Source organism: Silvibacterium dinghuense (assembly GCF_004123295.1).
GTDB classification, from domain to species: Bacteria; Acidobacteriota; Terriglobia; order Terriglobales; family Acidobacteriaceae; genus Silvibacterium; species Silvibacterium dinghuense.
Genome location: NZ_SDMK01000001.1, coordinates 104272 through 130882, shown reverse-complemented (window position 1 = coordinate 130882; position 26611 = coordinate 104272). Strand labels below are relative to the sequence as shown.

The window sequence follows — 26611 nt, the reverse complement described above, 5'->3', positions numbered from 1 at the left end:
TTCCGGCAGAGTACGCTTTTTCAGTCTTATACCGCACCACCGCACGAATTCTTTAGACGCACAAACTGAGGCCGGAGTTTTGCCTGGGGTGGGAGCCGCTTCCCGGCAGCGGGTCAAAATGCATACAATGAGGGGCATGAAGACTGGAGTCTCGCTTCGCTGCCTTACTGCACTGCCGTTGCTCGCAATCGGACTTGCCGCTACCGCCCTGCACGGCCAGGATGGCCGTGGGCGCAAATACCAGCCGCCACCGCCGACAGCCAAAATCACAGTAACCGTGACCAAGGCTACCAATGGCAAGCCCGTCGAAAATGCCGCGGTTATCTTTCATCCTATGAAGAACGGCAAGGATGAAGGCGGTCTCGAGCTCAAAACAAACGAAGAAGGTAAGGCCGTCATCGAAGTGATTCCCATCGGGGACGTGGTGCGCCTCCAGATCATTGCGAATGGCTTTCAGACCTTCGGCGACGATTATCCGATTACTACGGATACGCGCGATATCGAGGTCAAGCTGAAGCGGCCCAGCGGACAGTATTCGATTTACGAAAAGCATGCGGATACGCAGCGTGGCGGAGCAACCGCTACCGGCAGCACGCCGACGGCAACGGGATCGCAGGCCAATAGCTCTTCGACCACACAGCCTCAGCAGTAATCCGCAGCTATGTGCGGGAGAAAGAGCCGGGGGATCCCCGGCTCTTTCTCTGTTTAGAGCGGAATGGGATCGGGCGCCGCAGTCCGCTTCTTCCATCCGAAGAAGGCCAGCAGGCCGGCTGTGATCAGCAGCGTGCTGGTAAGGGACACGCAGCCGGGCCATCCCGCCATGCGCCACGCCGCTGCGGGCAGAATGCCACCCACCGTTCCGCCAATGTAGTAGCTGCAGATGTACATGCCCGCGGCAGAGACCCGGCTTCCCGCCGGTGCGGCGTCACGGAGGAAGCTGTTGGCGCAGGTCTGTGAGATGAAGACCCCGGAGCTGGCCATGGCCAGTCCCAGCCCGATCACCGGCAGGGAAGGCACCAGCGTCAACATCAATCCACCCAGGCAGAAGCCGATCGCGGTTACCATGCCGTGCCGCAGGCCAACCCGCGCCAGCACTGTTCCCGCCGCCAGCGTCGCTGCCAGCCCGCACAGGTATACGGTGAAGAGCCAGCTCAGCTCCGCCGTGGAAAGGTGAAAAGGGGCGGCTGCCAGGTAGAAGGTGATGTAGCTGAAGATCGAGATCAGCGTGTACAGCATGCAGAAGCCGATGCCGAAGGTTGCGAGTAAGCGTGGATTCTGCAGGTTTGCCAGCACCGGAGTAAAAGGCGATGCGCTCTTGATTCTGCGTTCTTTCGGGCGGGCGGGCGGGAGAACTCTCTGCGCCAGGGCTGCGCCGAACAGGCCCAGAATACCCAGCACCAGGAAGATCGGCCGCCAGCCCAGCCGTTCTGCCAGTATTCCGGCCGAAATGCGTCCCAGGAATCCGCCAAAGACCGTGCCGCCGACATAGTAGCTCATCACGCGGGGAACCTCGAGCGGCGGCCACTCTTCGGTGACATAGGCAATGGTGAGAATGAAGACGCCCGGCGTAATCAATCCCTGCAGCATGCGCCATAACGCCAGCACAGGCAGACTGGTGGCTGTGGCCGTCAGCAGCGTGCATATTGCCAGGGCCACCATGGAAGCGACGATCGTTTTCTTACGGTCCAGGCGTTCTCCGAAGAGCGCCAGCAGCGCGGCCGAGATGGCCACCCCGAATGTCGAAGCACTGATCGTGCCGCTCACGCTGGCTTCTGAGGCGTGGAAGACATGCGCTAGCATGGGGAGCATCGGCTGCGTGCAGTAGAGCTCGAGAAAAGCGAGCATCCCGCACAGGAAGACGGGAAAAACGCCGCGTTGCGGCTTCAGGCTGGAAGAAGACAGGGAAGATTGGCTCCCGGCGGCCAACAGGGCATCGTCCGAGGCCCTGAGTGTGGCGGTGGGCATATATACAGGATGTCGTTATACCCCTCTTGGTCGCAACCGCTACCCTGTCAGCTCTGCGGAGGACGGAGGACGCGCGATTTCCCAGATATGGCCGAATGGGTCCCGGATGCGTCCGACACGCCAACCATGGTCTTCCTGCACAGGGCAAAGCAGCTCTGCGCCCATCTCTACTGCGCGTGCGACCCTTGCGTCTGGATCGGGAACAGAAAGGATCAGGCGCACCGAGCAGCCATGAATGCTCTCCGGGCTGTAGTTGCCATGCTCCGGAGACTCATCGGAGAGCCAGAATTCTGCGCCATGGATCGAGAGCCGGGCGACGATGTGCCCATCCCCATCATCCACGTGAAAGCGCTCTTCGGCTCCGAGCGCGGCTTTGTAAAACTCCAGCGCGCTGGGGCTCGAGCTTGCGCGGACATTCAGCCAGGGAGCAAGCGTGTAGGGGAAGGCAGCCATAGGAGTCTCCAGCGGCATGCCCGCGAGGATACCAGAACAGGGCATGCCGCTGGCACGCCCTGAATCTTAGCCTTCGAGCCGGTACTTCGTCTCCGCCAGACGGTAAAGCGGACGCCACACCAGCCGGTTGATCGTCACCACCATGAGAGCCATGATGATCGTAGCTAGCAGCAGCGTGGGGAAGTTGCCCTGGTTGCTGGCCAGGCTGATCTGCGATCCCAGCCCGGTCGTGGTCAGCGTCTTGTCCTTCAGCTGGAAGTACTCGGCCACGATCGACGCGTTCCACGCGCCGCCTGAAGCCGTAACCAGCCCGGTGATCAGAAAGGGGAAGATCCCCGGCAGGATCACCGTCGTCCAGCGCTGCAGGCTCGAGAAGTGGAAGATGTCGGCGACCTCCTTCATGTCCGAAGGAATAGCCATCGCGCCGGCAATCACGTTGAACAGGATGTACCACTGGGTGCCCAGCATCATCAGGGCCACGGAGCCGATGCCCAGTCCCAGCCCGACATGCGTCAGCGCCAGCAGAATCACGGGAAAGAGCGCCGTAGCCGGGAACGATGCGGCGATCTGCGCCAGTGGCTGCGTGATATTCGCGAGCTTCGGATGGAAGCCGATGGCGACGCCCACGGGAATCGTCCACGCCGAGGCCAGCAGCAGCGAGAGGTTCACGCGCAGGAAAGTCATGCCTGCGCCCTCAAACAGGGCAACGACCTCGTGGCCATGGATGTTGTGCAGCAGCAGGACAGCGCGAACTGCGGCATAGACAATCGCTGCAGCGAGAAAGATGCCCAGCACGACGAACAGAACCGCGGAGCGTGGCCGGGTGCCGGCTTTCTGTGTCACCTGCCGCGTGATGCGCTGTTCCGTGCGTTGTGCAACGCGCCGGTAAAAGCCCTCGCTGATGGGAGTAAACGCCGTACGATGCAGCGTGCCCAGAAGATTGGAGTTGCGGATCAGGTGCAGTACCGGCGAGGTGATCCGCACCGAGGATTCGACACTCTCAAACTTGAACTTGTCGCTCCAGGCAATGATGGGCCGCCACAGCAGCTGGTCGGTCATCACGATAATCAGCACCATCGTGATCAGGCCGTAGACCATCGCCATTTTGTCGCCATCGGCGGCGGCGGTCTGCAGGTAGGAGCCGAGTCCGGGCAGGCGGAAATTTCTGCTTCCGACCGGGAACATCTCGCAGACCATCAGGAAGAACCAGCCGCTCGCGACCGAAACCATCGAATTCCACACCAGGCCGATGGTGGCGAAAGGCAGCTCCAGCTGGAAGAGCCGCTGCCAGCGCGAGAAGCGGTTGATGCTGCAGGCCTCATTCAGCTCGCGCGGAATGCTCTTGAGGGAGCTGTAGAAGCTGAAGGCCATGTTCCAGACTTCGCCGGTAAAAATCAGCAGGATCGCGCCCAGCTCGATGCCGATCTGTCGGGAAGGGAAGAGCGACATCATGGCCAGCATCACGCCGGGCAGGAAGCTGAGAACCGGGATCGATTGCAGGATGTCGAGAATGGCGATCATCAGCGCTTCGAAGCGCTTGTTATACGCAGCGGTGTAGCCATACGCGATCGCGAAGCCCAGGCTCAGCAGGTAGGCGACGAAGATGCGTACTGTCGAGTAAAACGCGTAGAGCGGCAGATGCGAGGGCGAGCGATAAATCTGTACCTCGGGGATCGCGCCGCTGAACCAGAACCTGGCGATCCACAGGATGGCATAGAAGCCGGCCAGCAGGGCTGCCGCGACCGTGAGGTCCATGAAAAACGGCCAGGTTCGCTCGATGACCAGCTCGCGCGAGAAGGTTTGGTTGCGCGTCTTCACTCGGAGGTGACCTCCTCCGTCTCTTCCGAGGGTTCTTCCACCTCCGGCAGAATGAAGCGCCGCCGTCCGGCGTCGAAGTCGAAGAGCTCGGCGTAACGGCCCCAGTTGATCGCTGTTTCCAGCTGGCGCTGCGTCTCTTCTTCGCTGAACTGCTCGTCGAGCATGTCGAGGAAGAACTCCTCGGGCACGGTGTGATCGCTCTTGTTGCTGAGCGCGCGCGTGATCTGCCGCAGCAGCAGGACATTTTCGAGCGCCGCCTTGTGGAAGAGCTCCTTCTGCTTGAGAATCTCCGACTCGGCGAACTCGTGCCCCGCCGGGGTGATGTTCACGTCGCCCTCTTCCACCTTGAGGAACTTCAGCAGGCTCGCCGCTTCGACAATCGGCAACAGATCGTCGATCTCGAAGGCCAGCTCGTCGGCCAGTTTGTAGATATCTGCCCGTCCGCCGAGATCGATGATCAGCTCGAGCAGGCCGGCAATGCCGCCTGGACGCGCATGCGGCAGCATCTCGTAGTGCATCTGTCGCTGGTCGCGCACATTGCGACGGCCTGGCTGCAGCCGGGGCATCTCGGCCGGAGAGACATCGGGCCGTGTGAGTACCTTGTAGATGTAATCGACCAGCTGGGTGAAGGCCGGGCTCTTTCGGTCGCGGGGATGCACGAGGTTCGTCACCTTGAAGTCGGTGCGCACGTGTCCCGGGTTGCGTCCCAGCACGATGATGCGGTCGGCCAGCAGTACCGCTTCCTCGATGTTGTGGGTGACGATGAAGATTGCCTGCGTGGGGATCGTCTTCTTCTGCCACAGTTCGAGCAGTTCGCTGCGCAGGTTTTCGGCCGTCAGCACGTCGAGCGCTGAAAATGGCTCGTCCATGAAGAGGACTTCAGGCTCCACGACCAGCGCACGGGCAAAGCCGACACGCTGCCGCATGCCGCCGGAGAGTTCCTTGGGATACGCTGCCTGGAAGCCGTCGAGACCGACCGTGTCCAGGATTTTGAGGCTGCGCTCGCGCCGCTCGGCTGCGGCCATGCCGCGCGCCTTCAGTGGCGCCTCGACGTTTTCAAGCACCGTCAGCCAGGGAAAGAGCGCGAAACTCTGGAAGACGATGGACACGTTGATCTGCACCGTCGAGATTGGCTTGCCGTGCCAGTAGACCTCGCCGGCTGAGGGCTGCGAGAGCCCGGCGAGCATGCGCAGCAGCGTCGATTTACCGGAGCCTGATGGCCCGAGCAGCGCCACAATCTCCCCGGGAACGATGGACAGGTCCGTTGGCGAGATCACCTGAATGCGGTTCTCGCTGGGCTGGGAATAAAACTTTTCCACCTGTTGCGCGCGAATGATCGGTTCGGCCATCGCTGAATTCCATTTCCAAGAAAGTAGTCCCGGGAGCCGGGCCAGTCCGCAGACTGGGATGAGACCGGAGAGAAACAACGGAAACAGACAATGAGGTATTTGAGAGACCGTCGTTGTGCCGGCGAGGCAGCGTTTCCGGGGGTTGTGGTTTTATTTCTGGCTTATTAGTAAGTTGTTTTGATTGCAGGAAGATGAAGCATCCTCCTGGGGACAGGGTATCATCAGAGGAGCCTGTTTTCCGGTTTGAAAAAACACTGGGGGACGGGCGGGTGTGTGTATAGGATTGTGTTGGATTCGTGCGCACGTTGCTCGAAGTCAATCCGCGATTTTGAGGGAAGATCAAACATCTTCCGATTCATTCAAGCCAAGAAAGCGAAGAAAAAGAGCGAATGCCCGAAACCCTGGCAAGACCCAAGGTACTGGTAGCTGACGACGAACGTGTGATTGCCGATACCCTGGCCATCATTCTCAATCAGAGCGGTTTTGAAGCTCGCGCTGTGTACAGCGGCGAGAAGGCTGTCGACGCAGCCAGAGAATGGGCCCCGGACATGCTCATCAGCGACGTCATCATGACCGATCTGAATGGCATCGATGCCGCAATCAAGATTCGCAGCTTCCTGCCCTCATGCAAGATCCTGCTCTTCTCCGGACAGGCTGCGACTGCCGATCTGCTCGACCGCGCCCGCGTGCAGGGTCACGAGTTCGAGATTCTCGCCAAGCCCGTCCATCCTCAGGATCTGCTCGCCCGCCTGCGCGCTTAAGGACTGCCCGTCCAGGCGCCCTGTGCCTTCGGTCGCGGCCCGGCAGCATGCCAACAGTCAGTGATAAAGACGGCCAGTGATGAAGCGGTCAGTATTTCCATCCGGCTGAGTTTCACTGACTGCTGGCCGTTTTTGCGACTGGCTGCTCGTTTTTACATCTCTCGCCGTCCATCCATCGCCCGCGACATCGATACCTCATCCGCATATTCGATATCGCTGCCTGCCGGCACTCCGGTGGCAATCCTGCTGATCCTGACGCCGCTGCTTCGCAGCAGATCGGCAAGATAATGTGCCGTAGCCTCGCCTTCCACAGTCGGCGAGGTGGCCAGGATAACCTCTTCGATGCCGCCTGCGGCTACCCGGGCTTCAAGTCCGGCAATGCGCAGCTGTTCCGGTCCGACACCATGCAGGGGAGACAGGGTGCCGTGCAGCACATGATAGACGCCGCTGTAGCGCGTCTTCTCGACCGTCGAGATATTGGTCGGTTCCTCGATCACGCACACCAGGTGCTGGTTGCGCGCGGGGCTGCTGCAATATAGGCAGGGATCGACATCGGTGATGTTATTGCACACCGAGCAGAGCTGAAGCTGGGCCTTTACATCGCGCACCGCGGCAGCCAGCAGTTCGGCGTCTTCGGCGCTGGCGCGGAGAATATGAAAGGCAAGCCGCTGGGCGCTCTTGTTGCCGATGCCCGGCAGTTTGCGCAGCTCTTCGATGAGACGGGTGAGGGGTTCGGCAAAACGAGACACGTTAGTTCTGATGCACTCCCGTTCTGTTTGTAGCAGAGTCCGGGTCAGGATGCAGCGACTGCCCTGCCGCCCGCGAGTCTGGCTTCAAGCCGCTGCTTCACCTCGGGCCAGTCCTCCCGGGTGATCGAAAACCACACTGTATGCCGGATGCTTCCGTCGGGCTGGATCATGTGATTGCGGAAGACACCTTCGCGCGTCGCTCCCAGCGCCGCGATCGCGGTCTGCGAACGCTGATTCTCGTGGTGCGTCTTCAGCGCCACGCGGATCGCCCCCATGGTCTCGAAGGCATGAGTCAGCTGCAGCAGTTTGGCCTCTACATTGATGCCCGTTCTCTGATACTGCGCGGAGATCCAGGTCGAGCCGATCTCAAGCCCCCGGTTGCGCGTGTCGATATCCAGGAAGCGGGTGGAACCCACCAGCCGGCCATCGGCGAGCGAGCGCGTCACCCAGGGCAGCGCCTTGCCTGCGGCAGCCTGCTCTATGGCCTGATTCATCCAGGAGCGCAGATCCGCCGGGTTCTCTACCCGCAGTGGCATCCAGCGCCAGATGGCTGGATCGAAAGCCACCTCGGAGAGCGCCTCGAAATGCTCCATGGTCATCGGTTCCAGCTGTACGTGTTTTCCTGTGAGTGTGGCCGGGGCGACGGCCATGATGGCGGCAGAGGTCATGATGGGGCAAGTGTAGCGAAATGCGGCTATCCGTATGCCCGCTTGCGGTCTAAGATGGAAAAGGTCCCCGGCCAAAACATTCGCACCATCTACACACTCCCCGCGGAGTATGCATACACATCACAGATTTGGTCCGTACGAAATCGTTGAGCAGATTGGGCATGGTGGCATGGGGCTCGTCTATCGCGCCCGCGATCGACGCCTGAACCGTGACGTGGCCCTCAAGGTCGTTGCCGACAACTTCCTGGGAGAAGGCACGTCGACTGCTGCGTCCCAGGAACGCTTCCTGCGCGAAGCCCGCGCTTCCTCCGCTCTGAACCACCCCAATATCTGCACGATCTATGACGTTGGCGAACAGGATGGCCAGCCTTACCTGGTCATGGAGCTGCTCGAGGGGAAGACGCTCAAGCAGCTCATCAATGGCCATCCCATCTCGGTAGAGAGCCTTCTCGATTACGGCGTTCAGCTTTGTTCGGGACTCATCGAAGCACATAGCCGAGGCATTCTTCACCGCGACATCAAGGCGAGCAATCTTTTCGTGACTCGGCTCCAGCACGGCAACGGCGTACTCAAGGTGCTGGATTTCGGCATTGCCAAACGCACCGCTCTGGCTTTGGCGACTTCTGACACCATGGAGGAGATGGTGCCGGGGGCGACGGTGACTCTTACCGACCATGGCACCACGCTCGGTACCTTTGCCTACATGTCTCCCGAGCAGGCGCGCGGTGAGGTCGTGGATGCCCGCGCCGACGTGTTCTCCGCCGGTGTGGTGCTCTTCGAAATGGCGACCGGCAACACGCCGTTCTACGGCAACTCTGTGGCGGAAATTTTTGCAGCTCTGCTGACGCAGGATCCCGAACCCATCCGCAGCCGGCAGCCACGCTTTCCTCGCGAGCTTGAGCGAGTGATCTTCAAGGCGCTGGCCAAGGATCGCGAGAAACGCTACGCTTCGGCTGCCGATCTCCGTGCGGACCTGCAAAAGATGCAGGCCGTCTTCTCCGGGGCTACCGCCGCAACGCGTTTTACCAGGCCGGTCCGGGTCGCCGATGGCTTCCCTCAGCCCGGAGGATCGCGGCGTGGCCGCCGGATCGCTCTGCTTGCATGGATTCTCCTGGCGGTGATTGGAATGGGCTGGGGTGGATATCACTGGTGGAGCAATCGCCCGGTCGCGAAGGTGGCTCAGCCAGCCGCTGTCGTCATCTCCGAGTTCACCAACCACACCGGGGACGCGGCTTTTGAGGGAACGCTCCGTCAGACGCTCAGCTTCGAGCTTGGCCGCTCCCCGCAGCTCACCGTCGTCGGCGATGCCCGCCTCCACGATATGCTCGCCTATCTCGTGCAGCCCTCCGATGCGCACATCACACCGGCTGTGGCGCGCGACATTGCAGAGCGCGAAGGCGATGCCGCGGTGGTGAACGGTACGATCTCGGCTATCGGCAGCGATTATCTCGTGACCCTGGAAGCTCAGCACGCTGCGACGGGCGATGTGTTCGCCCGCGCCCAGGCGCAGGCCGACAGCAAACGGCATGTGCTCAGCGCCCTGCGCGAAGCTGCCGAAGAGCTGCGCGCTCACATGGAAGAGAGCCTGGCCTCGGCGCCTCCAGCCGCCGCGAATGAGGTGAAGCCGGCGACGACGGCATCGGCCGATGCTTTCCGCGCCTACTCCGCCGGCGAGCGCGAGCTGGCGCATGCGAACTTTGCTCAGAGCATCCGCCAGTATCAGCGTGCTCTCGAGCTCGATCCCCAATTTGCCATGGCCTATGCCCGCATGGGCGTCGCGCAGGTGGCCATCGGCAGCCCCTCCGAGGGCGATACCGCGATTGCCCATGCCTTTACGCTCTCCAGCGGGGTCAGCGAGCGGGAACAGCTCTACATCCGCATTCAGGACTCGCTGAATGTCACCGGCGATCTGCCCGAGGCCATCGACGCCCTGCGCCTTTATGCTCAGAATTATCCGCAGGAGCCGCTCGCGCCGACCGATCTCTCCGGTGCTTATCTGACCCTGGGTAAATATCAGGAGGCATACGAGCAGGCGCAGAAGGCCATTGCCATGAACCCGCAGAAGGGTTCCGGCTATGTGAACGCGCTGCTGGCTCTCACTGCCCTCAACCGCTTCAGCGAGGCCAGGGCACTTTATGAGAAGGCTGCTTCGCTCGGTCTCGCCGATGACGGGTCGATTCGCGGGACATGGATCTTCACCGCGTGGCTGACCGGCGACCGCGTAGAGGTCGAGCGCCAGCTCGAATGGGCGCGGGATCGCACGGACGGTTTTCTGGTGAACTCGCAGGCCGCCCTGCTCGATGAGTCGGAAGGACGCTTTTCCAGGGCTGGCGACGACTGGCAGCGTGCCGTCCGCCAGATGGAGCAGCAGGGCATGCAGAATGCCACCGCCATGATGATGGCCCAGCGCACGCTCGACGCCGCGCTTGCCCGGCATTGCGACGGTTCTGCGGATGCGCTCAATCTCGCCATGCACCGCGACCGGGATCGCTTCATGCAGGGAACCGCCGCCATCGCTTATGCCCTCTGCGGCGATGCGGCGAAGGCGCAGTCCATCGAGACATCGCTCGCAGCAAGCTATCCGCAGGACACGCTCATCAACCATGTCTATCTGCCGGATATTGCCGCCGTAATTGAACTCGAACGGCACCATCCGGATGCCGCCCTGCATGCTCTGAGTGCCGCCGAAGGCTACGAGACGCTCGGCATCTCCAGCTACCTGCGCGGCCTTGCCCATCTCGATCAGAAAGAAGGCATCGAGGCTGAATCCGCTTTCCGCATTCCGCTCGCCAGCCGGAGTGCCTTTGTCCTTTCGCAGCAGCCGGGCATGAACGTCGCCTATGCGCTCAGCATGCTTGGTCTTGCCCGCGCGGAAGCTCTGGGAGGTGACAAGGCTGCTGCAGAGAAGGAATATGCCGACTTTCTGGAGGCATGGAAGAACGGGGATGCCTGGCTTCCACCCCTGATGAGTGCTCGCTCAGAGGCCGATGCTTTGAAGCGTTAGAGCCTGTTATGCCGTTGCGCTGTGATTGTGCATTGCCCAGGCATGATGAAAACGTGTACATTGACGCGAAAGGCACTGTTCCAACTCCCGCACCTCCGGCATCGCGTCGCTCCTGACAGGTAGATCCCTCTCGATCCTGTTTCCGCCACGTCTGTGTCCGGCCGCCGCGGGTTGCGGCAGTACCATGCAATGAGACTGGGCAGAGCGCCGGCAAGCCCTGATCGGATCACTGACCGATCTTCGACCGGCGCCGTTCAAATTCCGTGGGGTTGAGAGTAGACGTGAACCTGACACTTATCGACTGGCTCATCATGCTGCTGTACTTCGTGTTCGTGCTTGGCATTGGCTTTGCGCTCAAGCGGTTCATGAAGACCAGCAAAGACTTCTTCCAGGCCGGGCGCAGCCTGCCAGCCTGGATCTGCGGCCTCGCCTTTATCTCGGCCAATCTTGGCGCGCAGGAAGTCATCGGCATGGGCGCCTCGGGCGCGAAGTACGGCATCGCCACCAGCCACTTTTACTGGATCGGCGCCATCCCCGCGATGATCTTCGTCGGCGTCTTCATGATGCCGTTCTACTATGGCTCCAAGGCGCGCTCGGTACCCGAGTTTCTCCGCCTGCGCTTCGATGAAAAGACCCGCGCCTACAACGCCTGTTCGTTCGCGGTGATGACCGTTTTCTCTTCCGGTATCTCGATGTACGCGATGGCCCGCCTCATCCAGACCCTGCATGTCTTCGATGGACTCTTTATCCACCTGGGACTGCCGTTGGGCTGGATCTTCCACTTCGCCATCGTCCTTTCGGCGATCATTGTGCTCGGCTACATCTTCCTCGGCGGTCTCACCAGCGCCATTTACAACGAGGTGTTGCAGTTCTTCCTCATCGTTGCCGGCTTCGCGCCGCTGGTCTGGGTGGGCCTCAAGAATGTAGGCGGCTGGAACGGCCTGAAGGCTGCGCTCCCCGCGGCCTATACGCATTCCTGGCGTGGCATGACGAATGCCCATACCAATCCGTTGGGTGTCGAATGGTTTGGATTGTCCATGGGGCTGGCCTTCGTGCTTTCGTTCGGCTACTGGTGCACGGACTTTCTTGTGATCCAGACCGCCATGGCTACGGACACCGAAGAGTCGGCGCGCCGCGTGCCGCTCATCGCCGCAATCCCGAAGATGCTGTTTCCGTTCCTCGTCATCCTGCCCGGCCTGATCGCGATTGCGACCCCGGCAATCACCAGCCATGCTACGGCCATGAGCGCGGGTGCGCATGCCGGCGATCCGGCAGCCATGGGCAAGGGCCTGATTCCTGCGAAGGTTGACCCGGTGAACGGCAAGGTGATGTATGACGAGCACGGCCAGCCGCTGCTCGACTACGATCTCGCCATCCCCAACATGCTGCTGCATTACTTCCCGACGGGTATTCTGGGCCTCGGCCTCACCGCGCTGCTGGCCAGCTTCATGTCCGGCATGGCGGGCAACGTCACAGCCTTCAACACCGTCTGGACCTACGATCTCTACCAGTCCTACATCAAGAAGAATGCGAGCGATGCGCACTATCTCAAGATGGGCCGCTGGGCGACGGTCGGAGGCATATTGTTGTCGATGATGACGGCCTACGCTGCCATGGGCTTCAACAACATCATGGATACCCTGCAGCTGGTCTTCTCCTTCGTGAACGCGCCGCTCTTCGCGACCTTCCTGCTGGGCATGTTCTGGAAGCGCACCACAGGACACGCGGCCTTCATCGGCCTGGTCAGCGGCACGGTGGCAGCGATCATTCATCACGGCCTCACCCTGCCGGCGGACGCCCACCCCGGCATCCATGGCGGCTGGATCACGGTCATGCATCTCTATCCGAGCGAAATGGCGCAGAATTTCTGGACTGCAATCTGGGCCTTCTCCACCAACTTCGTGCTCACCGCGCTCCTCAGCCTGGTGACCAAGCCGCATCCCGAGTCGCAATTGGTCGGTCTGGTCTACTCGCTCACACCCAAGCCGGTGGAGCATCACATGGCCTGGTATGCGCGTCCCAAGGTGATTGCCGTCGGCCTCATTGCCATGCTGATCGCGCTCAACCTGATATTTAAGTAAAGACCGGAAAGGAAAGCGAGGACATATACGATGAATCTCGATCTGCGCATCCCTATGGGCCTGATGTTCACCATCGTCGGTGCCATCCTGACCATCTTCGGTCTTGTTACCCGGGGTTCGGCTATCTACCAGCGCTCGTCCGGCATGGATATCAATCTGATCTGGGGTGTGGTGATGCTGGTTTTCGGGCTAACCATGTTCCTGCTGGGGCGGCGTGCCGATGCGCACCAGCAGGCGGAGCCGGTCGATGGCACCGCTCGCCCGCTCAATCAGGGCCGGGGACACGGCCACTAATTCAATATCTATCGGCAGGAACAGCTACTCGAGCTCGGTCATCGTGTCCTGGCAGGCAGGATGACCGCACTCGCAGGCTACCGCCTCGATGTGCCGCTTTGCCCCTTCGCACCATGGCCCGCAGTAGAGCCGGTCATCTTCTACCAGGCACCGGCAGCTCTGGTGAGCGCAGGTCTTGTGTGGGGAGAGGACTTCGTTCGGCATCGATTCTCCTTTGGGAACATAGGATGCAGCTGTCTCTTCCTGAGGCGGAAGAGATTTCTATGCCACATTTAGGCCATTTCGTTCTATGGCATTCATGCAAAAATCAGTGCTGGGTTTTATGCCCGGGATCGTTTGCCCATGTCTGTAGGAAGCGAAACACTCAGTGAACTCGACCGTACCATGGCGCCCCGGTTTCCCCGCGCCGGCCGCATCTTTCTGCTGATCTGTATCCCCATCGTGTTTGCCGCCATCTACTATGCGCCGGTGCTCATGTCGCTGGGCTGGCACATCATGCATGGTCAGGCTGTGGACTATCGCGGTCTCCGCGTGAGCGTCCCCTGGGGATGGACTGCGGATCTGAGTGCGGTCAAGGAAGATTATCCTGCCAATCCGCAGGGAGTTACGCTTGAAAAACCTCCAAAGACATTGAACATCGAAGCCCGGGGGCCGGAGCTGATGTACATCAACCTGCTGCTCCCGGATGCGCACAGCACCTCTACGCAACAGGCGGCACAGTGGGAGGAGCTCTTCCGCGAGTCCCATCCGGCTTCGGATTTCAGTCTCGCGGTTCCCGCGAACCTGCCCGCGACCGCGCAGTGCCTGCAAGCCACACCCCGTCAGGCCCAGGACGGTCTTCATGCCGGAGCAGCGATTGCCTGTGTCTCGGAGAAGGACGGCTGGCTGGCCAACTACGCGGGTTCACAGAGAAATGTCCCGCTCTTTTTCCAGGTTCTCGACGGGCTCAAGCCCAGCCATTGAAGAACATCTGTCCCTCATTGGGGATGGACCTGTACTGTGAACCGCATCGCGTGAAAATCGAAGCTGTAGCCTGCCAGCTGATCGAGCGCATCGTCGCCCAGTGTGCCTGCGAACGAAGTAGGGCTCTCATTTTTGCTGAATCCTAGTTGCAGAAAATCTGCCTCAACCGGTCCGAAGTGGAGCGTCAGGTTGCCGTCTTTTGCGCCTGCGGCAGGTTTCAGCCGGGGGCTTAGTGCAGAAGTGAGCTTCACCGGATCGATTGCGAACAGCATCCCATCCGTTGTCTCCGCCAGCAGCTGTCCATCCTCTTCAAAAAGTGCCGCGCCGTCTGCCGGAATACCCGTGTCGCGCACTCTGAGATGATCGTCGTCCGTCGCCGTTATTGTTCCCAGCATGGCCAGCAGCGGCAGCGGAAGCACACCGTCTACTCCATCTGGCAGTGCCTCGTCACTGCAAAGCAACACCGGTACCGTGCGGAAAAGTGCTCCGCCGAAGCGTAATTGCGGAATGACTGCGACCTCTGCTGCCATCGGCTTGTCGCCGCGTCCGGTGATAGGAACTGCCCCCAGTGTTTTGAGGCCGATTGTCTTGGCCTGCGCATGCGAGAGCACTGCCAGCGGTGCAGCCGGGGCAAAAAGCCACCGGCTCGCATGCCCGTCCACATAAACTGTCGCCTCGCGCAGCCCGCTCCCGGTGCGGCCCAGCGGGACCGAAAGGCCTGCTGTCTTCTCGAGCGTCATGGCTGGAGTTCCAGCCAGCAGCGGATAGATCGCCGCGCCGCTCTCCGCCCGCGTTCGTTCAACTTCTGTGAGCACTGCCGCGCAGCATTGCCGCACCGCGGCAAATTCCTCACCCGCCGCCTTGGAGTCGAAGAGCCGCGCCGCATCTTCTGCCAGCGCCATCCGAGCCAGCGCCTCGCGCCTGCGATCCGAACCTTGCGCCAGCTCTGCGAGCAGTGGGGTCAGCTCCGCCCGGCTCGCTTCGAACTGGCCCTCGTGTTCCAGCAGCAGCCCGCGGTAGAATCGCCCCTCCGGAGCTTCATGGCTTGAGGACTGCAGCATCGCGGCCAGTCCCGGCCAGTCGTGCGCTGCGACCAGCACGTCAGGATTCTGGACAGCCTGGGCCCGGAGTTCCGGAGATGCGGAAGACGTCAGGAGCAGGCCAGTGAGCAGAAAACAGGCAAGAGAAGGGAAGTACCGCGGCATCACAGCCAGCATAATCTCATCCGGCGTTGCTGGAACCCGGAACGGTACTCTTTCCTGGCGCTTTTCCACCGTCTGCCGGATGGAATTACAAGTCCTTTATCCCCCTGCCGATACACTGGAAACAGCATGAAAAATCGGATGATTGAGCACTACCAGCTGGTGCGGCGTATCGGCGCCGGCGGCAGCGGCGTCGTTTACCTGGCAAATGACACCCTCCTGATGCGGCCAGTCGTGCTCAAGGTCCTCAAGCGGGGCTCCCTTACCCTCGAGCAGATGCGCACCACCGTGCTCCGAGAGGCCCGCATGGCCTCGGCCATCGAGCACCCTAACGTCTGCGCTATCTACGAGGTAGGTGAAGAAGGCGAGGAAGCCTTCATCGTCATGCAGTATGTGCCCGGCCAGTCGCTGGACAAGCTTATCGCCCGCGGCCCCTCGAGCCTCCAGCTCGTTCTCTCTGTCGGCATCCAGATCGCCGACGGTCTCTCGGCTGCCCATTCGCTCGGCATCTTTCACCGCGACCTCAAGCCCGCCAACGTCATGCTGACCGACGGCGGCCTGGCCAAGATCCTCGATTTCGGCCTCGCCCGCCGTCTCAATCCTGAAGAGGCGGAATTCGACCCGGCCAAGCCCTCGCGCCGCAAGGTGGGCCCGGTCGCCGCAACCTATACCGCGCGCGGCGGCACCATCGCTTACATGGCTCCGGAGCAGTTTGTTACCGGCCACAGCAGCGTGCAGAGCGACCTCTGGGCCCTCGGTGTCATCCTTTATGAGCTGGCCAGCGGCCGCCATCCCTTTGCCCGCCCGGACGGAGACGAGTTCCAGAGCATCCGCGCCATCCAGTTCGCCGATCCCGCGCCTCTCGAAGCGCCGACCGAGCTCAGTTCACTCATCTTCCGCTGCCTGCAGAAGATTCCTGCCGAGCGCTATGCCAGTGCTGCCGACGTCCGCGAAGGTCTCAAAACCATCATGAAGGCGCTCCAGATCGAGACCGGCATCATTCCCGGCGATGCCGCGGCGAATCTGCCGCCCTCGACTGCCGAAGCGGAGAAGCGCGCCACCGGTCTGCTTTCGATGCTGGCCGAGCGTTTCCGCGAGTCCGCCGACCAGAAGGAGAAGGAGAATACCATTCTCGTTCTTCCTTTCCAGAACTTCGGCCCTGCGCAGGTCGCGCCGCTCTATGGCTATGCTCTTGCTGATGCCATCGCTGCGCGTCTGGCCCGCATGTCCTCGCTTGTCGTCCGTCCTTCGAGCGCCCTCATGCACCTGCCCGTATCGCAGATGGACCCGCTCGCTATCGGCCACAAGCTGCTCGTCGAATGGGTGCTTGCCGGCAATTTCTTCCGTTCCGATCAGGGATTCGACCTTAATTGGCAGCTGCTCAATGTTCCTGGTGAGAGCGTCCGCGCCGGCGGCGCCATCAGCGTTCCGTCCTTCGATCTCATCGCCGTGCAGACAGAGATCTGCAACGAGGTCTTCAGTTCGCTCCAGGGTCTCGGCCAGCTCAGCGCCTCGGCCGAGCGCACCGGCGCCCGCAATCAGCCTCTTGCCGAAGATCTTTCGGAAGAGTATCTGCAGGCTCGCGCCATGCTCTCGTCCTTCATGCAGCGTACCGGCAGCAAGGTTGATCTCGACCGCGCCCGTGAGCTTTTTGAAAGTGTCACCGAACGCGATAACGACTTTGCGCCAGCGTTTACCGGCCTCGGCATCACACATCTGCAGTATGTGCGCCACGGCTTCGGCGGACGCCTGCACGTGATGGCTGCGCGCCGCGCCTTCGACCGCGCCCTCGAAATCGATCCCGGCTCGGTCGAGGCCAATCTCTATCGCGTCTACATGCTGCTCTCGCGCGGCGAGAAGGAGTCGGCGCGTCACGGCATCGAGAATCTGCTCCAGTCCGCCTCCAATGACTGGAACGTGCACATGGTCGCCGGCATGACCCTGCGGCTCGACGGCATGTACGAGGAGGCGCTCGACCAGTTCAACCGCTCATTGAGTCTGAACCCCTCGAACGCGCCCATGATCTACAACCACCGCGCGCGCGTTTACCAGTATCAGAACCAGCTCGAGCTGGCACAGGAAGAGCTCGACAAGGGGCTTACCCTTGAGCCGAAGCATCCGCTGCTGCGAACCTCGGTCGCATACCAGCGCATGCGCAAGGGCGAGCTGCGCGGAGCCATCGAGCTATTGGAAGAGGTCATCCGCGACGACGAGAGCATGCGCATGGCTTTCCCCACGCTGGCCATGTGCTATGCCATGGTCGGAGAGCGAGACCGCGCCGCCAGGTTGATCGAGGAAGACTCGATGGCCGCCGCCGAGGCCGACAGCGAGATGGCTTACCGCCTCGCTACCTACTTCGCTGTCGATGGAGACGAGAGCGAGGCGCTGCACTGGCTGCGCCGCGCCATCTATCTCGGCAATGAGAATTACCCGTGGTTCGCCAAAAATCCAGCCTGGAACCGCCTGCACGGTCACGGCGACTTCGAGCGCATCCTCGACGACCTCAAGAAGACGTACCGCCGCAATCAGAAGAACTGGAAGCGGCTGCTGGGCCAGCTCCGCCAGAACTAGCTGCTGCGCGCAGGGCGGATCGCCTTCGGCCTCCGCTCCCTTTGGTCGCGATCCGTTCTTTTCGCGAGAAAAGCATGGCCCGTGCCCCACGTCTCGATTCTCAGACTCGGGAGAGAACGCACCAGCTCGGGCCGCTACATCTTCAGCGCTTCGAGCTCGTTCTTCGTCAGGTCTTTGATATGCGTCCCCAGGTACCAGGAGTAGCCGAACGGGTCTTTCACGCCGGCCATGCGGTCGCCATAAGGCTGGTCTGCCGGCTCACGCGTGGAGGTCGCCCCTGCGGCCAGTGCCTGCCGGTAGACCGCGTCGCAATCGTCTACATAGAACATGAGGCTTACGGGTGATCCGCCGTAGTACTCCGGGCTCAGTGCCCCGATCTCCGGGTGCTCATCGGCCAGCATGATGCAGGAATCACCGAATTCAAGTTCGGCGTGCGCGATGAGTCCATCCGGCCGAGGCATGCGCAGCCGCTCTGTCACTCCGAATGCGCGTTGGTAGAAATCGATAGCCGCCGCCGCCCCTTTGAAGATGAGATAGGGCTGGATCGAGTGGTATCCGTCAGGAATAGTCTTGGCCATGGGTTGCTCCTTGGGTCTTCGTAGTCAACGCTGCCAGTTTTGCGTGGGAGGTGCGCTGCGGGATTGGAAAAATCGGCACTCGCCTGCCGTTGTCGATTCATCGGGCATTACAGCAGGGGAACGTGGTTCAGGTGCGGCGTCTTGCGAGCGCTGTACTCGGTTGGTGTAAAGCCTGAGAATGCGCGGAAATCATGGATAAAATGCGGCTGGTCGTAGTAGCCGCATGCCAGCGCCATCTGCGGCCAGTCCATGCAGCGTGTGCGCTGCACTTCGTGCAGCACGCGCTGGAAGCGCCGCACGCGGCAGAAGCTCTTCGGACTCAGGCCGATCTGCTCGGTAAAGATATCGAGTAACCGGCGCTGGCTCCATCCCACCTCATCGGCGAGCGCAGCCACGGTAGCGCGCGGCGGCGCGGCGGTCATGCGCGCGGCGGCATACGTCACGGCGGGATGCAGTGCGAGAGGCCGGACAAGCTGTTCGAGCAACGTAGCGGATGCGGCGGCGAACATCGCCTGCACAGATGCGCAGGCCAGCAGACGCTCGCGCAACCTGTCTGCGCCGCGCCCCCAGAGATCGGAGAGGCATACGTCGCGATTGGAGAACTCCCGTCCCGGTTCGCGAAAGAAGGGAAATGTGCCACCCGGATGGAACTGGATGCCGAAGACCCGTTCCTGCTGGCTGGTTTCAATGACGAAGGGTTCGGAGCGTGGTCCGGCCAGTACGGCATGCCCGAAACTGCCGAAGTGTGTGGTGTCCTGCCAGTCGTAGACGCGGATCGGCTCCTGATTGAGTTGCACGACCAGCGATGCCTCGCCGGTTGGCATCAGCCGTTCGAACTCATGCGAAGGCGCAGAACCGGGCGTCGTCTCCCAGTACCAGAAGCAGGAGATGAGGCGGTCGAGCGGCGGAGGTGGGCTGGAGAGTGCCTGCATGGGAGCTCTGCGAGAGACGCCGTGATTGTATTCCGCTGGCTCGTTTCGTGGCAGAGCAAACAAAACGGGATGCCCGCAGGCATCCCGTGAGTGGATTCTGAGGCGAAGTTTAATTGCGCGTCGGAGTCAGCTCCATCGGCTCGCTCAGGCTGAAGGTCACCACCGAGCCGGCCGGCAGAACTGCGGCTTCGGGATGCTTCATGAGCAGATGGGCGGTCACCAGCGTCGCGCCCACACCTGCGCCGACCAGTGCGCCGGTCGGGCCGGCAAATTCGGCGCCGACCACTGCGCCGGTACCTGCGCCCACGCCATATTCAGCCGTATCCTTCTTCCAGTGCGAGCTGGGCTGTACGCCGCCCTCGGCATCGGTTTTTGTGCCCCGGGCTTCGGTCCCAACCAGCTGCGCGTAGAGGTGATACGCGGTTCCATCGGGCAGAATCACCATGTCCGGCCGCAGGCGCAGTGTCGCTGGACCGCTCAGGTGATGTCCCTGGCGCACCGACATGACGCGTCCTTTCAGCACCGATCCCGGAGGAATGATGACCCGGCCGTCCTTGAAGACCGCCGTCGTGATTTCGCCCTTGAAGGACGTGCCCGCCTCGGTATCTCTGGTGGAGAGCCGATCGGCAAGCCGCACGCGGATGTCGGTGCCTTCGCCCAGTTCATTGGCAGGAGACGAAACGGAGGTCACAATGCCGGCATTCGAATCGCGGGTCTGCAGTGTTGCGCCTACGGGCGCCGTATTGCGGTAATACGGTGTGGCGTCATTCTGCTGCACCGGCACGGACGTCACGATGTCGTAGTTGTCATCGCTCGCGGGCGTCGCAGGACGCACAGGCGGTGGAGGCGGCACATACGCGGGCTGTACAGGAGCTGCCGCAGGCGTGGCGGGAGAGGGCTTTACTGCCGGGGGCGCGGGGTCCGGCGATGCGGTGATCGTGTCGTCCGGCGGTGGCTGCGAAACGCCCTGATACTGGTCGGATTGCGGCGTGGTTGCCTGCTGCGCCCAGGCTGCTCCGGAGAGCGCCAGCGTGGCAACGACGAGCAATCCCGGCTTCCATGCGCTGCGCAGACCCTTCATCTGTAGATCCTTCATGTGTACCTCGTCGGGGGGAACGATTCTGTATTGCCTTGCATGCTCATGGTTCCGGGCCTGAAAGATGTGTGTCCGTATGACAACCGGGGAGGACACAGTGCTTCTGACTGGAACCCGGAAAAGCGGAATCCGTTGTCCCTCATTCGCCCGGCTATTGCACCATCCATGCGACACAGTCCGGGTGTTTTCAGCGTAGCCGAGCGGGCATGCTGCTGCCAGAGATCAAATCCATCCTATGCGTTTTGCGTACCATGGCGGTTACCGGTCAGGCTTCCCCGTCCATCTCTGCCCGATGCAGGCCTGCAGTCGGGAAACTCCTCCGCCGGCTTTGTTAGAATCGCGAGGGAACCCCATATTTTCTGCGCGGAAGGCTGTTTCGACACAGTTATGACGAGCTTCATCGACACAATCAGCGGAGCGTCCGGTGAAACCATCCTCGTCGATCGCCGCCCCAAACTCAAAGACCGCTTACAACACAAGATTTCAAGGAGTGACATGACGGAGATTGCTGCCATTCATGCGCGCGAGATTCTCGATTCGCGCGGTAACCCGACTGTGGAAGCGGATGTGGTGCTGGCCGATGGCACCCTCGGTCGCGCGGCGGTACCCAGCGGCGCTTCAACCGGCGAGCATGAGGCGGTCGAGCTTCGTGACGGCGACAAGTCGCACTATCTCGGCAAGGGCGTGCTGCAGGCCGTCGAAAATGTCGAGAGCATCATCGCTCCCGAGCTCACCGGTCTTGATTCCACCAATCAGCGCCTGATCGACGCCACCATGCTCGGCCTCGACGGCACGGAAAACAAGGGCAAGCTTGGCGCCAACGCCATCCTCGCCGTTTCGATGGCCGTTGCCCGCGCGGCAGCGAAGTCGCTCGACATTCCCCTCTACCGCTATCTGGGCGGTGTGAATGCCTCCATTCTGCCCACCCCGATGATGAACATTCTCAACGGCGGCGCGCACGCGGATAACAACGTCGACTTCCAGGAATTCATGGTCATGCCGGTCGGCGCCGAGCGTTTCTCCGATGCGCTGCGCTGGGGCACGGAAGTCTTCCACACGCTGAAGGGCGTGCTGAAGAAGCGTGGCTACAACACCGCGGTCGGCGACGAGGGCGGCTTTGCTCCCTCGCTCAAGTCGAACGTGGAAGCCATCGAGGTCATTCTCGAGGCCATCGAGCTTGCCGGTTACAAGCCCGGTGAGGACATCGCGATCGCTCTCGATCCCGCGGCCAGCGAGTTCTACAACAAGGAAACCGGCAAGTACGTCTTCAAGAAGTCGGACAAGAGCGAGCGCACCAGCGAAGAAATGGCTGCCTTCTGGCAGAGCTGGACGCAGCAGTATCCGATCGTCTCGATCGAAGATGGTCTGGCCGAGGACGACTGGTCCGGCTGGCGTCATCTCACCGAGCTGATCGGCGACCGCGTGCAGCTGGTCGGCGACGATCTCTTCGTCACCAACACCGAGCGCCTGCAGCGCGGCATCGACGAGGCTATCGCCAACTCGATTCTGATCAAGGTCAACCAGATTGGCACCATCAGCGAGACGCTCGAAGCGATCCAGCTGGCGCGCCGCTATGGCTATACCTCGATCATCTCCCACCGCAGCGGCGAGACCGAGGACACCTTCATCGCCGACCTCGCGGTAGGCACGGGCGTGGGCCAGATCAAGACCGGCTCGGCCTCGCGTACGGACCGTATCGCGAAGTACAACCAGCTCCTCCGCATCGAGGAAGAGCTGGGCCAGACGGCGGAGTTCCTCGGCCTCGAAGCCGTGAACTTCGGCGAGTAAGCATTGCATCTGCGGCGCGCGGGGTCTCTCTTTGCGCGCCGCACCTCTTTCCCCCATTTCCCCATTTCGGAGTCTCCATGCGCAGGCAAGTCACGCTGTTTGGTTGCTGTCTCCTGGTGGCTGCTTCTGCGATTGCGCAGCAGGCTTCCACCTCCGCCTCCACCCCTACCAAGCCCGCCTCACAGGCTGCCCCGCAGCAGCCCGCGCCTCCGGCGAATCCGATTACCGATGCCCAGGCCCACGAGCTGATGGAGCTTACCGGCGCCTCGAAGATGCAGGAGCAGCTCGTGACGGGCATGACCGCATACTTCCAGCAGCGCATCCCGTTTGCCCCCAAGGATGTGATCGACGATCTCGTCCAGTCGCTCTCGAAGGTCGATCTCCAGACGCCGATCATCGCACTCTACAAACAGCACATCTCGACCACAGATGCGGACGCGATCATTGCGTTTTACAAGACGCCTGCCGGCAAAAATATGATCCACACCATGCCCGCGATCATGATGCAGAGCGAGCGTATCGGTGCAGAGCTAGGACAGAAGACCGCGCAGCAGGTCTTCGAGCGCCACAAGCCGGAGATCGAGGCTGCTCTGAAGCAGTATCAGGCCGAGCATGCGCCCAAGTCCGGCAGCTCGACAGGGACTGGCTCTGGAAGTGGCTCCTCCACGACCTCGACCGCTCCCGCAGCAAAGCCTCAGCAGTAAGTAGACTCAACCACGGGCCGCGCACAGCGGCCCAAGCTTTTCAGGAGCAAGAGTGTCGACCCCTAAAACGCCTATCGTGCTGACCATCCTCGACGGATGGGGTTATCGTCCGCAGGTGGAGAACAACGCCATCGCGCTGGCTCGCAAGCCGACTTATGACAAGCTGCTGGCTGAGTTCCCGAACACGCTGCTGCACGCCTCCGATCACTTCGTCGGCCTGCCTGACGGGCAGATGGGCAACAGTGAGGTCGGTCACCTGAATATCGGCGCGGGTCGCGTCGTGCGCATGGATATCTCCCGCATCGATGGGCTGATCGCCAGTGGTGATTTCTACTCCGATCCGGCGATCGTCTCCGCCATGAAGAAAGCCGCCGCAGGCGGACATGCGCTGCACCTGCTCGGCCTGGTCTCCGACGGCGGCGTGCATGCGCATCAACGCCATCTCTACGCGCTGCTTGAAGCCGCGAAGCGTCTTGGTCTCGAGAAGGTCTACGTGCATGCTTTCATGGACGGCCGCGATACGCTGCCCACCTCTGGCGCCGGCTATCTTGCGGCTCTCGAGCAGAAGATGCGTGAGTTGCAGATCGGCAAGATCGCTTCGATCTCCGGGCGCTACTATGCGATGGACCGCGACTTCCGCTGGGAGCGCGAAAAGCTGGCCTTCGACGCGATGGTGAAGGGCCACGCCGAGGGCGGCGCCTATGCCGATCCGGTCGCGCGCGTGAAGGAGCTTTACAACAACGGCATTACGGACGAGTTCATCATTCCCTTCGTAGTCACCGATGCGCACGGTCATCCGAACGGCCCCATCCGCGATGAAGATGTCTGCATCATGTTCAACTACCGCGCCGATCGCGCCCGCCAGATCACGCGTGTGCTCACGCGTAACAGCGGTCTGACGAAGAAGGACGGTCTCGATCTCGCGAAAGCAGAAGAGCTGGACACGACCATCCCGCGCAGCGAGGTGCCGAAAGATCTGACGTACCTCTGCATGACGCAGTACGACAAGAACTACACGCTGCCGCTCATCATTCTGCCCGAGTCGATGGACAACCTGCTCGCAAACCTGATGTCCAAGGCGCAGATGCGCAACCTGCGCATCGCCGAGACGGAAAAGTACGCGCACGTCACCTACTTCTTCAACGGCGGCATCGAGACGCCATTCCCCGGCGAAGATCGTCTGCTCATTCCGTCGAAGAAGGTTGCGACCTACGACTTGCTGCCCGAGATGTCGGCGGCCGGCATTGCCGAGGGTGTGGTCAAAGCCTTGCAGGACCGCACCTTTGAGCTATTAGTCGTCAACTTTGCGAACGCGGACATGGTCGGTCACTCAGGCAAGCTCGAGCCGACGATCAAAGGCGTAGAGACCGTCGATGCTTGCCTCGGTGAGATCTACCGCGCGCTGAAGCAATATGGCGGATCGATGCTCATCACTGCCGATCACGGTAATGCTGAGATGATGGTCGACCCCGTGACCGGTGGCCCGCATACCGCGCACACTACCAACCCTGTGCCCTTTATCTACGTGGCGGAGGATGCCAACCAGTACACGCTGAGCCCGAATGGCTCGCTGCGCGATATTTCGCCGACCGTGCTGGGCATGCTCAATCTCAACGAGCCCATCGAAATGACCGGCTCCGATCTCCGCCAGCGGATCGGCTAGATCCTGCGAACCCACCTCTCAAAAACGAGAGGTGGGGGCACCCACATCCTTCTCCCACAAACCCCGGGTGCCCCATGTCTCGCCATTGAGACATGGGTTCGAAGCGTGCCAGATCGCGACCAAAGGGAGCGGGTGCCGAAGGCGTCTGCTCCATGCAATGGTTAGAACTTCTTTTCCAGCTTCGGAAACCAGGTGAACTGCGCTTCGACCGTCGTGTCGCCCTGCTGACCGGTCTTGTAGATCGGGGCCTTCCACTCTTCGTGCTGAACGGAGCCACGGATCTCGATGTCCTTCATCACCCGCTTCACGGCTGAGATGGTGTAGAGATTCTGCGTGGTGCCGCCGGCAATGAATGCCTGGTCGACTTTTGCATTGCGATAGGCGAACTGAATGTTCTCATTCGGTGAGAGGTGATAGGTCAGCCATGCTTGACCGCCCTTTGCACCACGTCCAATCCAGTCGCTGAACATGAAGCCTTTGTTTGTCGTGCCTTGCTTCTGGACGCTCTCGTTGTAAAGGAAGAAGCCGGGTGAGTTGGCATCGCTGACCGGCATCGTGTCCGCTGCCTCCACGCGCAGATCGAGCTGGGGCAGTCCCGGCGTATGAGAGAGATAAAGTCCCGGTCGGATGCCGGAGCGGCGCGGCGCGCTGATGGGGTTCACATCGTCATGCGCTTCCGAATCGGAGTACAGCGTGAGCCAGTTGCGGACGAAGGGCAGGCGATAGTTGAAGTCGAAGCTGCCGAAGCGCGCGCCTGGGTCGTCGCGGGAGAACTTCTCCTGGTACGTCACATTCTGGACGCTGAAGAAGCTCTTCAGGAATGTGTGGATGGTAATCGGTTCGTGCCCTTTACCGCCCCAGATCACCGTGCGCTCGAAGCCGAGCTCGAGATTTTTCGTTGGCTTGAAGCTGATCTTCTCCATGTGCGTCCATGGATCATTCGGGGCCGTGTGGCCCTTCAGGCTACCGACAAAGAACTCATAGCGGAACGGACCTGTGATCCGCGAGAGTCCAGGAATACGCAGTGGCTCCACGCGGTTGATATCGAAGGTGTAGATGTTTTCGGCGTTGGTGCTCCACGACATTGCGCCGCCGCTGGCGGGGCTTAGCCAGTGGTCGTTCTTGCCAAACGAGATTTCATGTCCCAGCAGGTGATAGGAGAGAGACGCTTCCATCACGCGAAATGGATTCGCTTCGGCAATCGGTCCTTCGGGGATCGTGTCCTGAACGGGGTTGGTTGCGAAGGGGACAGTGGCACGCTCGGAGAGGTACTCCGCCAGTGCCTGCGAATATCCCGCGGCACCGGGTGCATGCTGATACTCGCCGCGGAAGTAGAGTGAGAAGCGTCCTGCCTCGGCCCGTGCGCTGAAGCCACTGTAGTTGTTGAAGCCTTCCTGGTATGGACGCCCGTAATCGTTCACGATGGTCTGTCCGAGGTTGAAGCTGTCACGCAACGGGGTTCCGGCAATGCCGCGGAAGTCCGTATAGGTGCTCTCGAGCTCCATATGCGCGACACGCTGGCCGTTCCCGCCTTCTTCGTCCGCTTCGAACTCCTTGCGCAGAGCCAGAAAGATCTCCAGTGCTGCCTCATCGTCCGGATGCGAATCGATCTTGTTGCTCGTCTCCTGCAGCATGTGCGCGATGCTCAGCCGGGTCCACGGCCGCATGCCAAGATAAGCCGTGTCCAGGTAGCCCATTCCATGCAGCCGGTCCAGCGCCGGATAAATCCAGCTGTCCATGGGCACATAGGTTGAGCCCAGTGAGCTGATATAGGTGACCGGCATGGCTGGTTGATAGTTGGAGGGCACACCCTGCGGTGTAGATGCTGAGGCAGTCGCGGTATCGGTCGTCTGCGCGGCTGCGGAGGAAACGGGGATGCCCAGCAGGAGGAGCAGGCCTGATGACAGAAATACTCTCAATTACACCTCGAACGATTGGGGGTAGCCGTTTCGATGCACGACTGTGAAACCTG

22 protein-coding genes are annotated in these 26611 nt (G+C 61.3%); 10 read left to right on the top strand and 12 right to left on the bottom strand.

The annotated features are described in order from the left end of the window. The first annotated feature begins 136 nt into the window (after positions 1 to 136). Complete coding sequence (locus ESZ00_RS00515; RefSeq protein WP_129206228.1) at positions 137 to 652, top strand: transthyretin-like family protein; 516 nt, start codon at positions 137 to 139, stop codon at positions 650 to 652. A 53-nt stretch (positions 653 to 705) separates the two neighbouring features. On the opposite strand, the gene ESZ00_RS00510 is transcribed toward ESZ00_RS00515, so the two are convergent. From ESZ00_RS00510 to ESZ00_RS00495, 4 genes are all read right to left on the bottom strand, one after another. Next, a complete protein-coding gene (locus ESZ00_RS00510) occupies positions 706 to 1965 on the bottom strand; it encodes an MFS transporter (RefSeq protein WP_129206227.1) in 1260 nt (419 codons plus the stop codon). Positions 1966 to 2004: 39 nt separating this feature from the next. After that, positions 2005 to 2418: a VOC family protein gene (locus ESZ00_RS00505; protein WP_129206226.1), complete on the bottom strand. Its 414-nt coding sequence runs from the start codon at positions 2416 to 2418 to the stop codon at positions 2005 to 2007. A gap of 66 nt (positions 2419 to 2484) precedes the next feature. Beyond that, the gene (locus ESZ00_RS00500; protein ID WP_229740855.1) at positions 2485 to 4236 is read right to left on the bottom strand and encodes an ABC transporter permease; all 1752 of its coding nucleotides are present in this window, start codon (positions 4234 to 4236) and stop codon (positions 2485 to 2487) included. Next, complete coding sequence (locus tag ESZ00_RS00495) at positions 4233 to 5585, bottom strand: ABC transporter ATP-binding protein (protein WP_129206225.1); 1353 nt, start codon at positions 5583 to 5585, stop codon at positions 4233 to 4235. Before ESZ00_RS00495 ends, ESZ00_RS00500 begins: the two co-directional genes overlap by 4 nt. Positions 5586 to 5974: 389 nt before the next feature. On the opposite strand from ESZ00_RS00495, the gene ESZ00_RS00490 reads away from it, so the two are divergent. Beyond that, on the top strand, positions 5975 to 6346 hold the full coding sequence (locus tag ESZ00_RS00490; protein ID WP_129206224.1) for a response regulator transcription factor: 372 nt from the start codon (positions 5975 to 5977) through the stop codon (positions 6344 to 6346). A 152-nt stretch (positions 6347 to 6498) separates the two neighbouring features. Here ESZ00_RS00490 and recR read toward each other — a convergent pair whose 3' ends face one another. Both recR and ESZ00_RS00480 read right to left on the bottom strand, forming a co-directional pair. Then, complete coding sequence (gene recR, locus ESZ00_RS00485) at positions 6499 to 7095, bottom strand: recombination mediator RecR (protein ID WP_129206223.1); 597 nt, start codon at positions 7093 to 7095, stop codon at positions 6499 to 6501. A gap of 44 nt (positions 7096 to 7139) precedes the next feature. After that, entirely contained in the window at positions 7140 to 7763 is a 624-nt protein-coding gene (locus ESZ00_RS00480) for a GNAT family N-acetyltransferase (RefSeq protein WP_204520138.1), read from the bottom strand. A gap of 109 nt (positions 7764 to 7872) precedes the next feature. On the opposite strand from ESZ00_RS00480, the gene ESZ00_RS00475 reads away from it, so the two are divergent. The 3 genes from ESZ00_RS00475 (at position 7873) to ESZ00_RS00465 (ending at position 13142) form a co-directional block, all read left to right on the top strand. Beyond that, positions 7873 to 10767 (top strand): protein kinase domain-containing protein, encoded by a 2895-nt coding sequence (locus ESZ00_RS00475; protein ID WP_164981262.1) that lies wholly within the window; start codon positions 7873 to 7875, stop codon positions 10765 to 10767. A 281-nt stretch (positions 10768 to 11048) separates the two neighbouring features. Continuing rightward, entirely contained in the window at positions 11049 to 12848 is a 1800-nt protein-coding gene (locus ESZ00_RS00470) for a sodium:solute symporter family protein (RefSeq protein ID WP_129206221.1), read from the top strand. 30 nt (positions 12849 to 12878) lie between these two features. After that, positions 12879 to 13142 (top strand): hypothetical protein, encoded by a 264-nt coding sequence (locus ESZ00_RS00465; RefSeq protein WP_129206220.1) that lies wholly within the window; start codon positions 12879 to 12881, stop codon positions 13140 to 13142. Positions 13143 to 13166: 24 nt separating this feature from the next. Here the strand turns inward: ESZ00_RS00465 and ESZ00_RS00460 are convergent, their stop codons facing one another. Beyond that, the gene (locus ESZ00_RS00460; protein WP_129206219.1) at positions 13167 to 13346 is read right to left on the bottom strand and encodes a hypothetical protein; all 180 of its coding nucleotides are present in this window, start codon (positions 13344 to 13346) and stop codon (positions 13167 to 13169) included. A gap of 138 nt (positions 13347 to 13484) precedes the next feature. Here ESZ00_RS00460 and ESZ00_RS00455 point away from each other — a divergent pair, with 138 nt between their 5' ends. Then, on the top strand, positions 13485 to 14105 hold the full coding sequence (locus tag ESZ00_RS00455) for a hypothetical protein (RefSeq protein ID WP_129206218.1): 621 nt from the start codon (positions 13485 to 13487) through the stop codon (positions 14103 to 14105). 14 nt (positions 14106 to 14119) lie between these two features. Here ESZ00_RS00455 and ESZ00_RS00450 read toward each other — a convergent pair whose 3' ends face one another. Beyond that, entirely contained in the window at positions 14120 to 15322 is a 1203-nt protein-coding gene (locus ESZ00_RS00450) for a pepsin/retropepsin-like aspartic protease family protein (protein WP_129206217.1), read from the bottom strand. Positions 15323 to 15436: 114 nt separating this feature from the next. On the opposite strand from ESZ00_RS00450, the gene ESZ00_RS00445 reads away from it, so the two are divergent. Continuing rightward, positions 15437 to 17878 (top strand): serine/threonine-protein kinase, encoded by a 2442-nt coding sequence (locus ESZ00_RS00445; protein ID WP_129206216.1) that lies wholly within the window; start codon positions 15437 to 15439, stop codon positions 17876 to 17878. Positions 17879 to 18012: 134 nt separating this feature from the next. On the opposite strand, the gene ESZ00_RS00440 is transcribed toward ESZ00_RS00445, so the two are convergent. The 3 genes from ESZ00_RS00440 to ESZ00_RS00430 all read right to left on the bottom strand — a co-directional run bounded on the left by ESZ00_RS00440 (position 18013) and on the right by ESZ00_RS00430 (position 20484). Then, complete coding sequence (locus tag ESZ00_RS00440) at positions 18013 to 18456, bottom strand: VOC family protein (protein WP_129206215.1); 444 nt, start codon at positions 18454 to 18456, stop codon at positions 18013 to 18015. Between the two features lie 107 nt (positions 18457 to 18563). Then, positions 18564 to 19388 (bottom strand): DUF6597 domain-containing transcriptional factor, encoded by an 825-nt coding sequence (locus ESZ00_RS00435; protein ID WP_129206214.1) that lies wholly within the window; start codon positions 19386 to 19388, stop codon positions 18564 to 18566. A gap of 109 nt (positions 19389 to 19497) precedes the next feature. Further along, a complete protein-coding gene (locus ESZ00_RS00430) occupies positions 19498 to 20484 on the bottom strand; it encodes a glycine zipper family protein (RefSeq protein ID WP_129206213.1) in 987 nt (328 codons plus the stop codon). A gap of 495 nt (positions 20485 to 20979) precedes the next feature. Between ESZ00_RS00430 and eno the strand changes: the two genes are divergently transcribed. The 3 genes from eno to gpmI all read left to right on the top strand — a co-directional run bounded on the left by eno (position 20980) and on the right by gpmI (position 24639). Further along, on the top strand, positions 20980 to 22272 hold the full coding sequence (gene eno, locus ESZ00_RS00425; RefSeq protein ID WP_129206212.1) for a phosphopyruvate hydratase: 1293 nt from the start codon (positions 20980 to 20982) through the stop codon (positions 22270 to 22272). A 77-nt stretch (positions 22273 to 22349) separates the two neighbouring features. Then, positions 22350 to 22976 (top strand): DUF2059 domain-containing protein, encoded by a 627-nt coding sequence (locus ESZ00_RS00420; protein WP_129206211.1) that lies wholly within the window; start codon positions 22350 to 22352, stop codon positions 22974 to 22976. A 52-nt stretch (positions 22977 to 23028) separates the two neighbouring features. Next, positions 23029 to 24639 carry a 2,3-bisphosphoglycerate-independent phosphoglycerate mutase gene (gpmI, locus tag ESZ00_RS00415; protein WP_129206210.1) on the top strand — a complete coding sequence of 537 codons (1611 nt, stop codon included), beginning with the start codon at positions 23029 to 23031 and terminating at the stop codon, positions 24637 to 24639. 161 nt (positions 24640 to 24800) lie between these two features. Here the strand turns inward: gpmI and ESZ00_RS00410 are convergent, their stop codons facing one another. Next, on the bottom strand, positions 24801 to 26558 hold the full coding sequence (locus tag ESZ00_RS00410) for a capsule assembly Wzi family protein (RefSeq protein WP_229740854.1): 1758 nt from the start codon (positions 26556 to 26558) through the stop codon (positions 24801 to 24803). Positions 26559 to 26611: the final 53 nt, after the last annotated feature.

Coding starts and splice junctions, on each gene's coding strand:
- ESZ00_RS00430 (WP_129206213.1), bottom strand. CDS start 20,484: ATGAAGGATCTACAGATGAAGGGTCTGCGCAGCGCATGGAAGCCGGGA.
- ESZ00_RS00460 (WP_129206219.1), bottom strand. CDS start 13,346: ATGCCGAACGAAGTCCTCTCCCCACACAAGACCTGCGCTCACCAGAGC.
- ESZ00_RS00445 (WP_129206216.1), top strand. CDS start 15,437: ATGAAAAATCGGATGATTGAGCACTACCAGCTGGTGCGGCGTATCGGC.
- ESZ00_RS00480 (WP_204520138.1), bottom strand. CDS start 7,763: ATGACCTCTGCCGCCATCATGGCCGTCGCCCCGGCCACACTCACAGGA.
- ESZ00_RS00465 (WP_129206220.1), top strand. CDS start 12,879: ATGAATCTCGATCTGCGCATCCCTATGGGCCTGATGTTCACCATCGTC.
- ESZ00_RS00455 (WP_129206218.1), top strand. CDS start 13,485: ATGTCTGTAGGAAGCGAAACACTCAGTGAACTCGACCGTACCATGGCG.
- ESZ00_RS00450 (WP_129206217.1), bottom strand. CDS start 15,322: ATGCTGGCTGTGATGCCGCGGTACTTCCCTTCTCTTGCCTGTTTTCTG.
- ESZ00_RS00490 (WP_129206224.1), top strand. CDS start 5,975: ATGCCCGAAACCCTGGCAAGACCCAAGGTACTGGTAGCTGACGACGAA.
- ESZ00_RS00505 (WP_129206226.1), bottom strand. CDS start 2,418: ATGGCTGCCTTCCCCTACACGCTTGCTCCCTGGCTGAATGTCCGCGCA.
- ESZ00_RS00495 (WP_129206225.1), bottom strand. CDS start 5,585: ATGGCCGAACCGATCATTCGCGCGCAACAGGTGGAAAAGTTTTATTCC.
- ESZ00_RS00420 (WP_129206211.1), top strand. CDS start 22,350: ATGCGCAGGCAAGTCACGCTGTTTGGTTGCTGTCTCCTGGTGGCTGCT.
- ESZ00_RS00475 (WP_164981262.1), top strand. CDS start 7,873: ATGCATACACATCACAGATTTGGTCCGTACGAAATCGTTGAGCAGATT.
- ESZ00_RS00510 (WP_129206227.1), bottom strand. CDS start 1,965: ATGCCCACCGCCACACTCAGGGCCTCGGACGATGCCCTGTTGGCCGCC.
- ESZ00_RS00515 (WP_129206228.1), top strand. CDS start 137: ATGAAGACTGGAGTCTCGCTTCGCTGCCTTACTGCACTGCCGTTGCTC.
- ESZ00_RS00435 (WP_129206214.1), bottom strand. CDS start 19,388: ATGCAGGCACTCTCCAGCCCACCTCCGCCGCTCGACCGCCTCATCTCC.
- ESZ00_RS00440 (WP_129206215.1), bottom strand. CDS start 18,456: ATGGCCAAGACTATTCCTGACGGATACCACTCGATCCAGCCCTATCTC.
- eno (WP_129206212.1), top strand. CDS start 20,980: ATGACGGAGATTGCTGCCATTCATGCGCGCGAGATTCTCGATTCGCGC.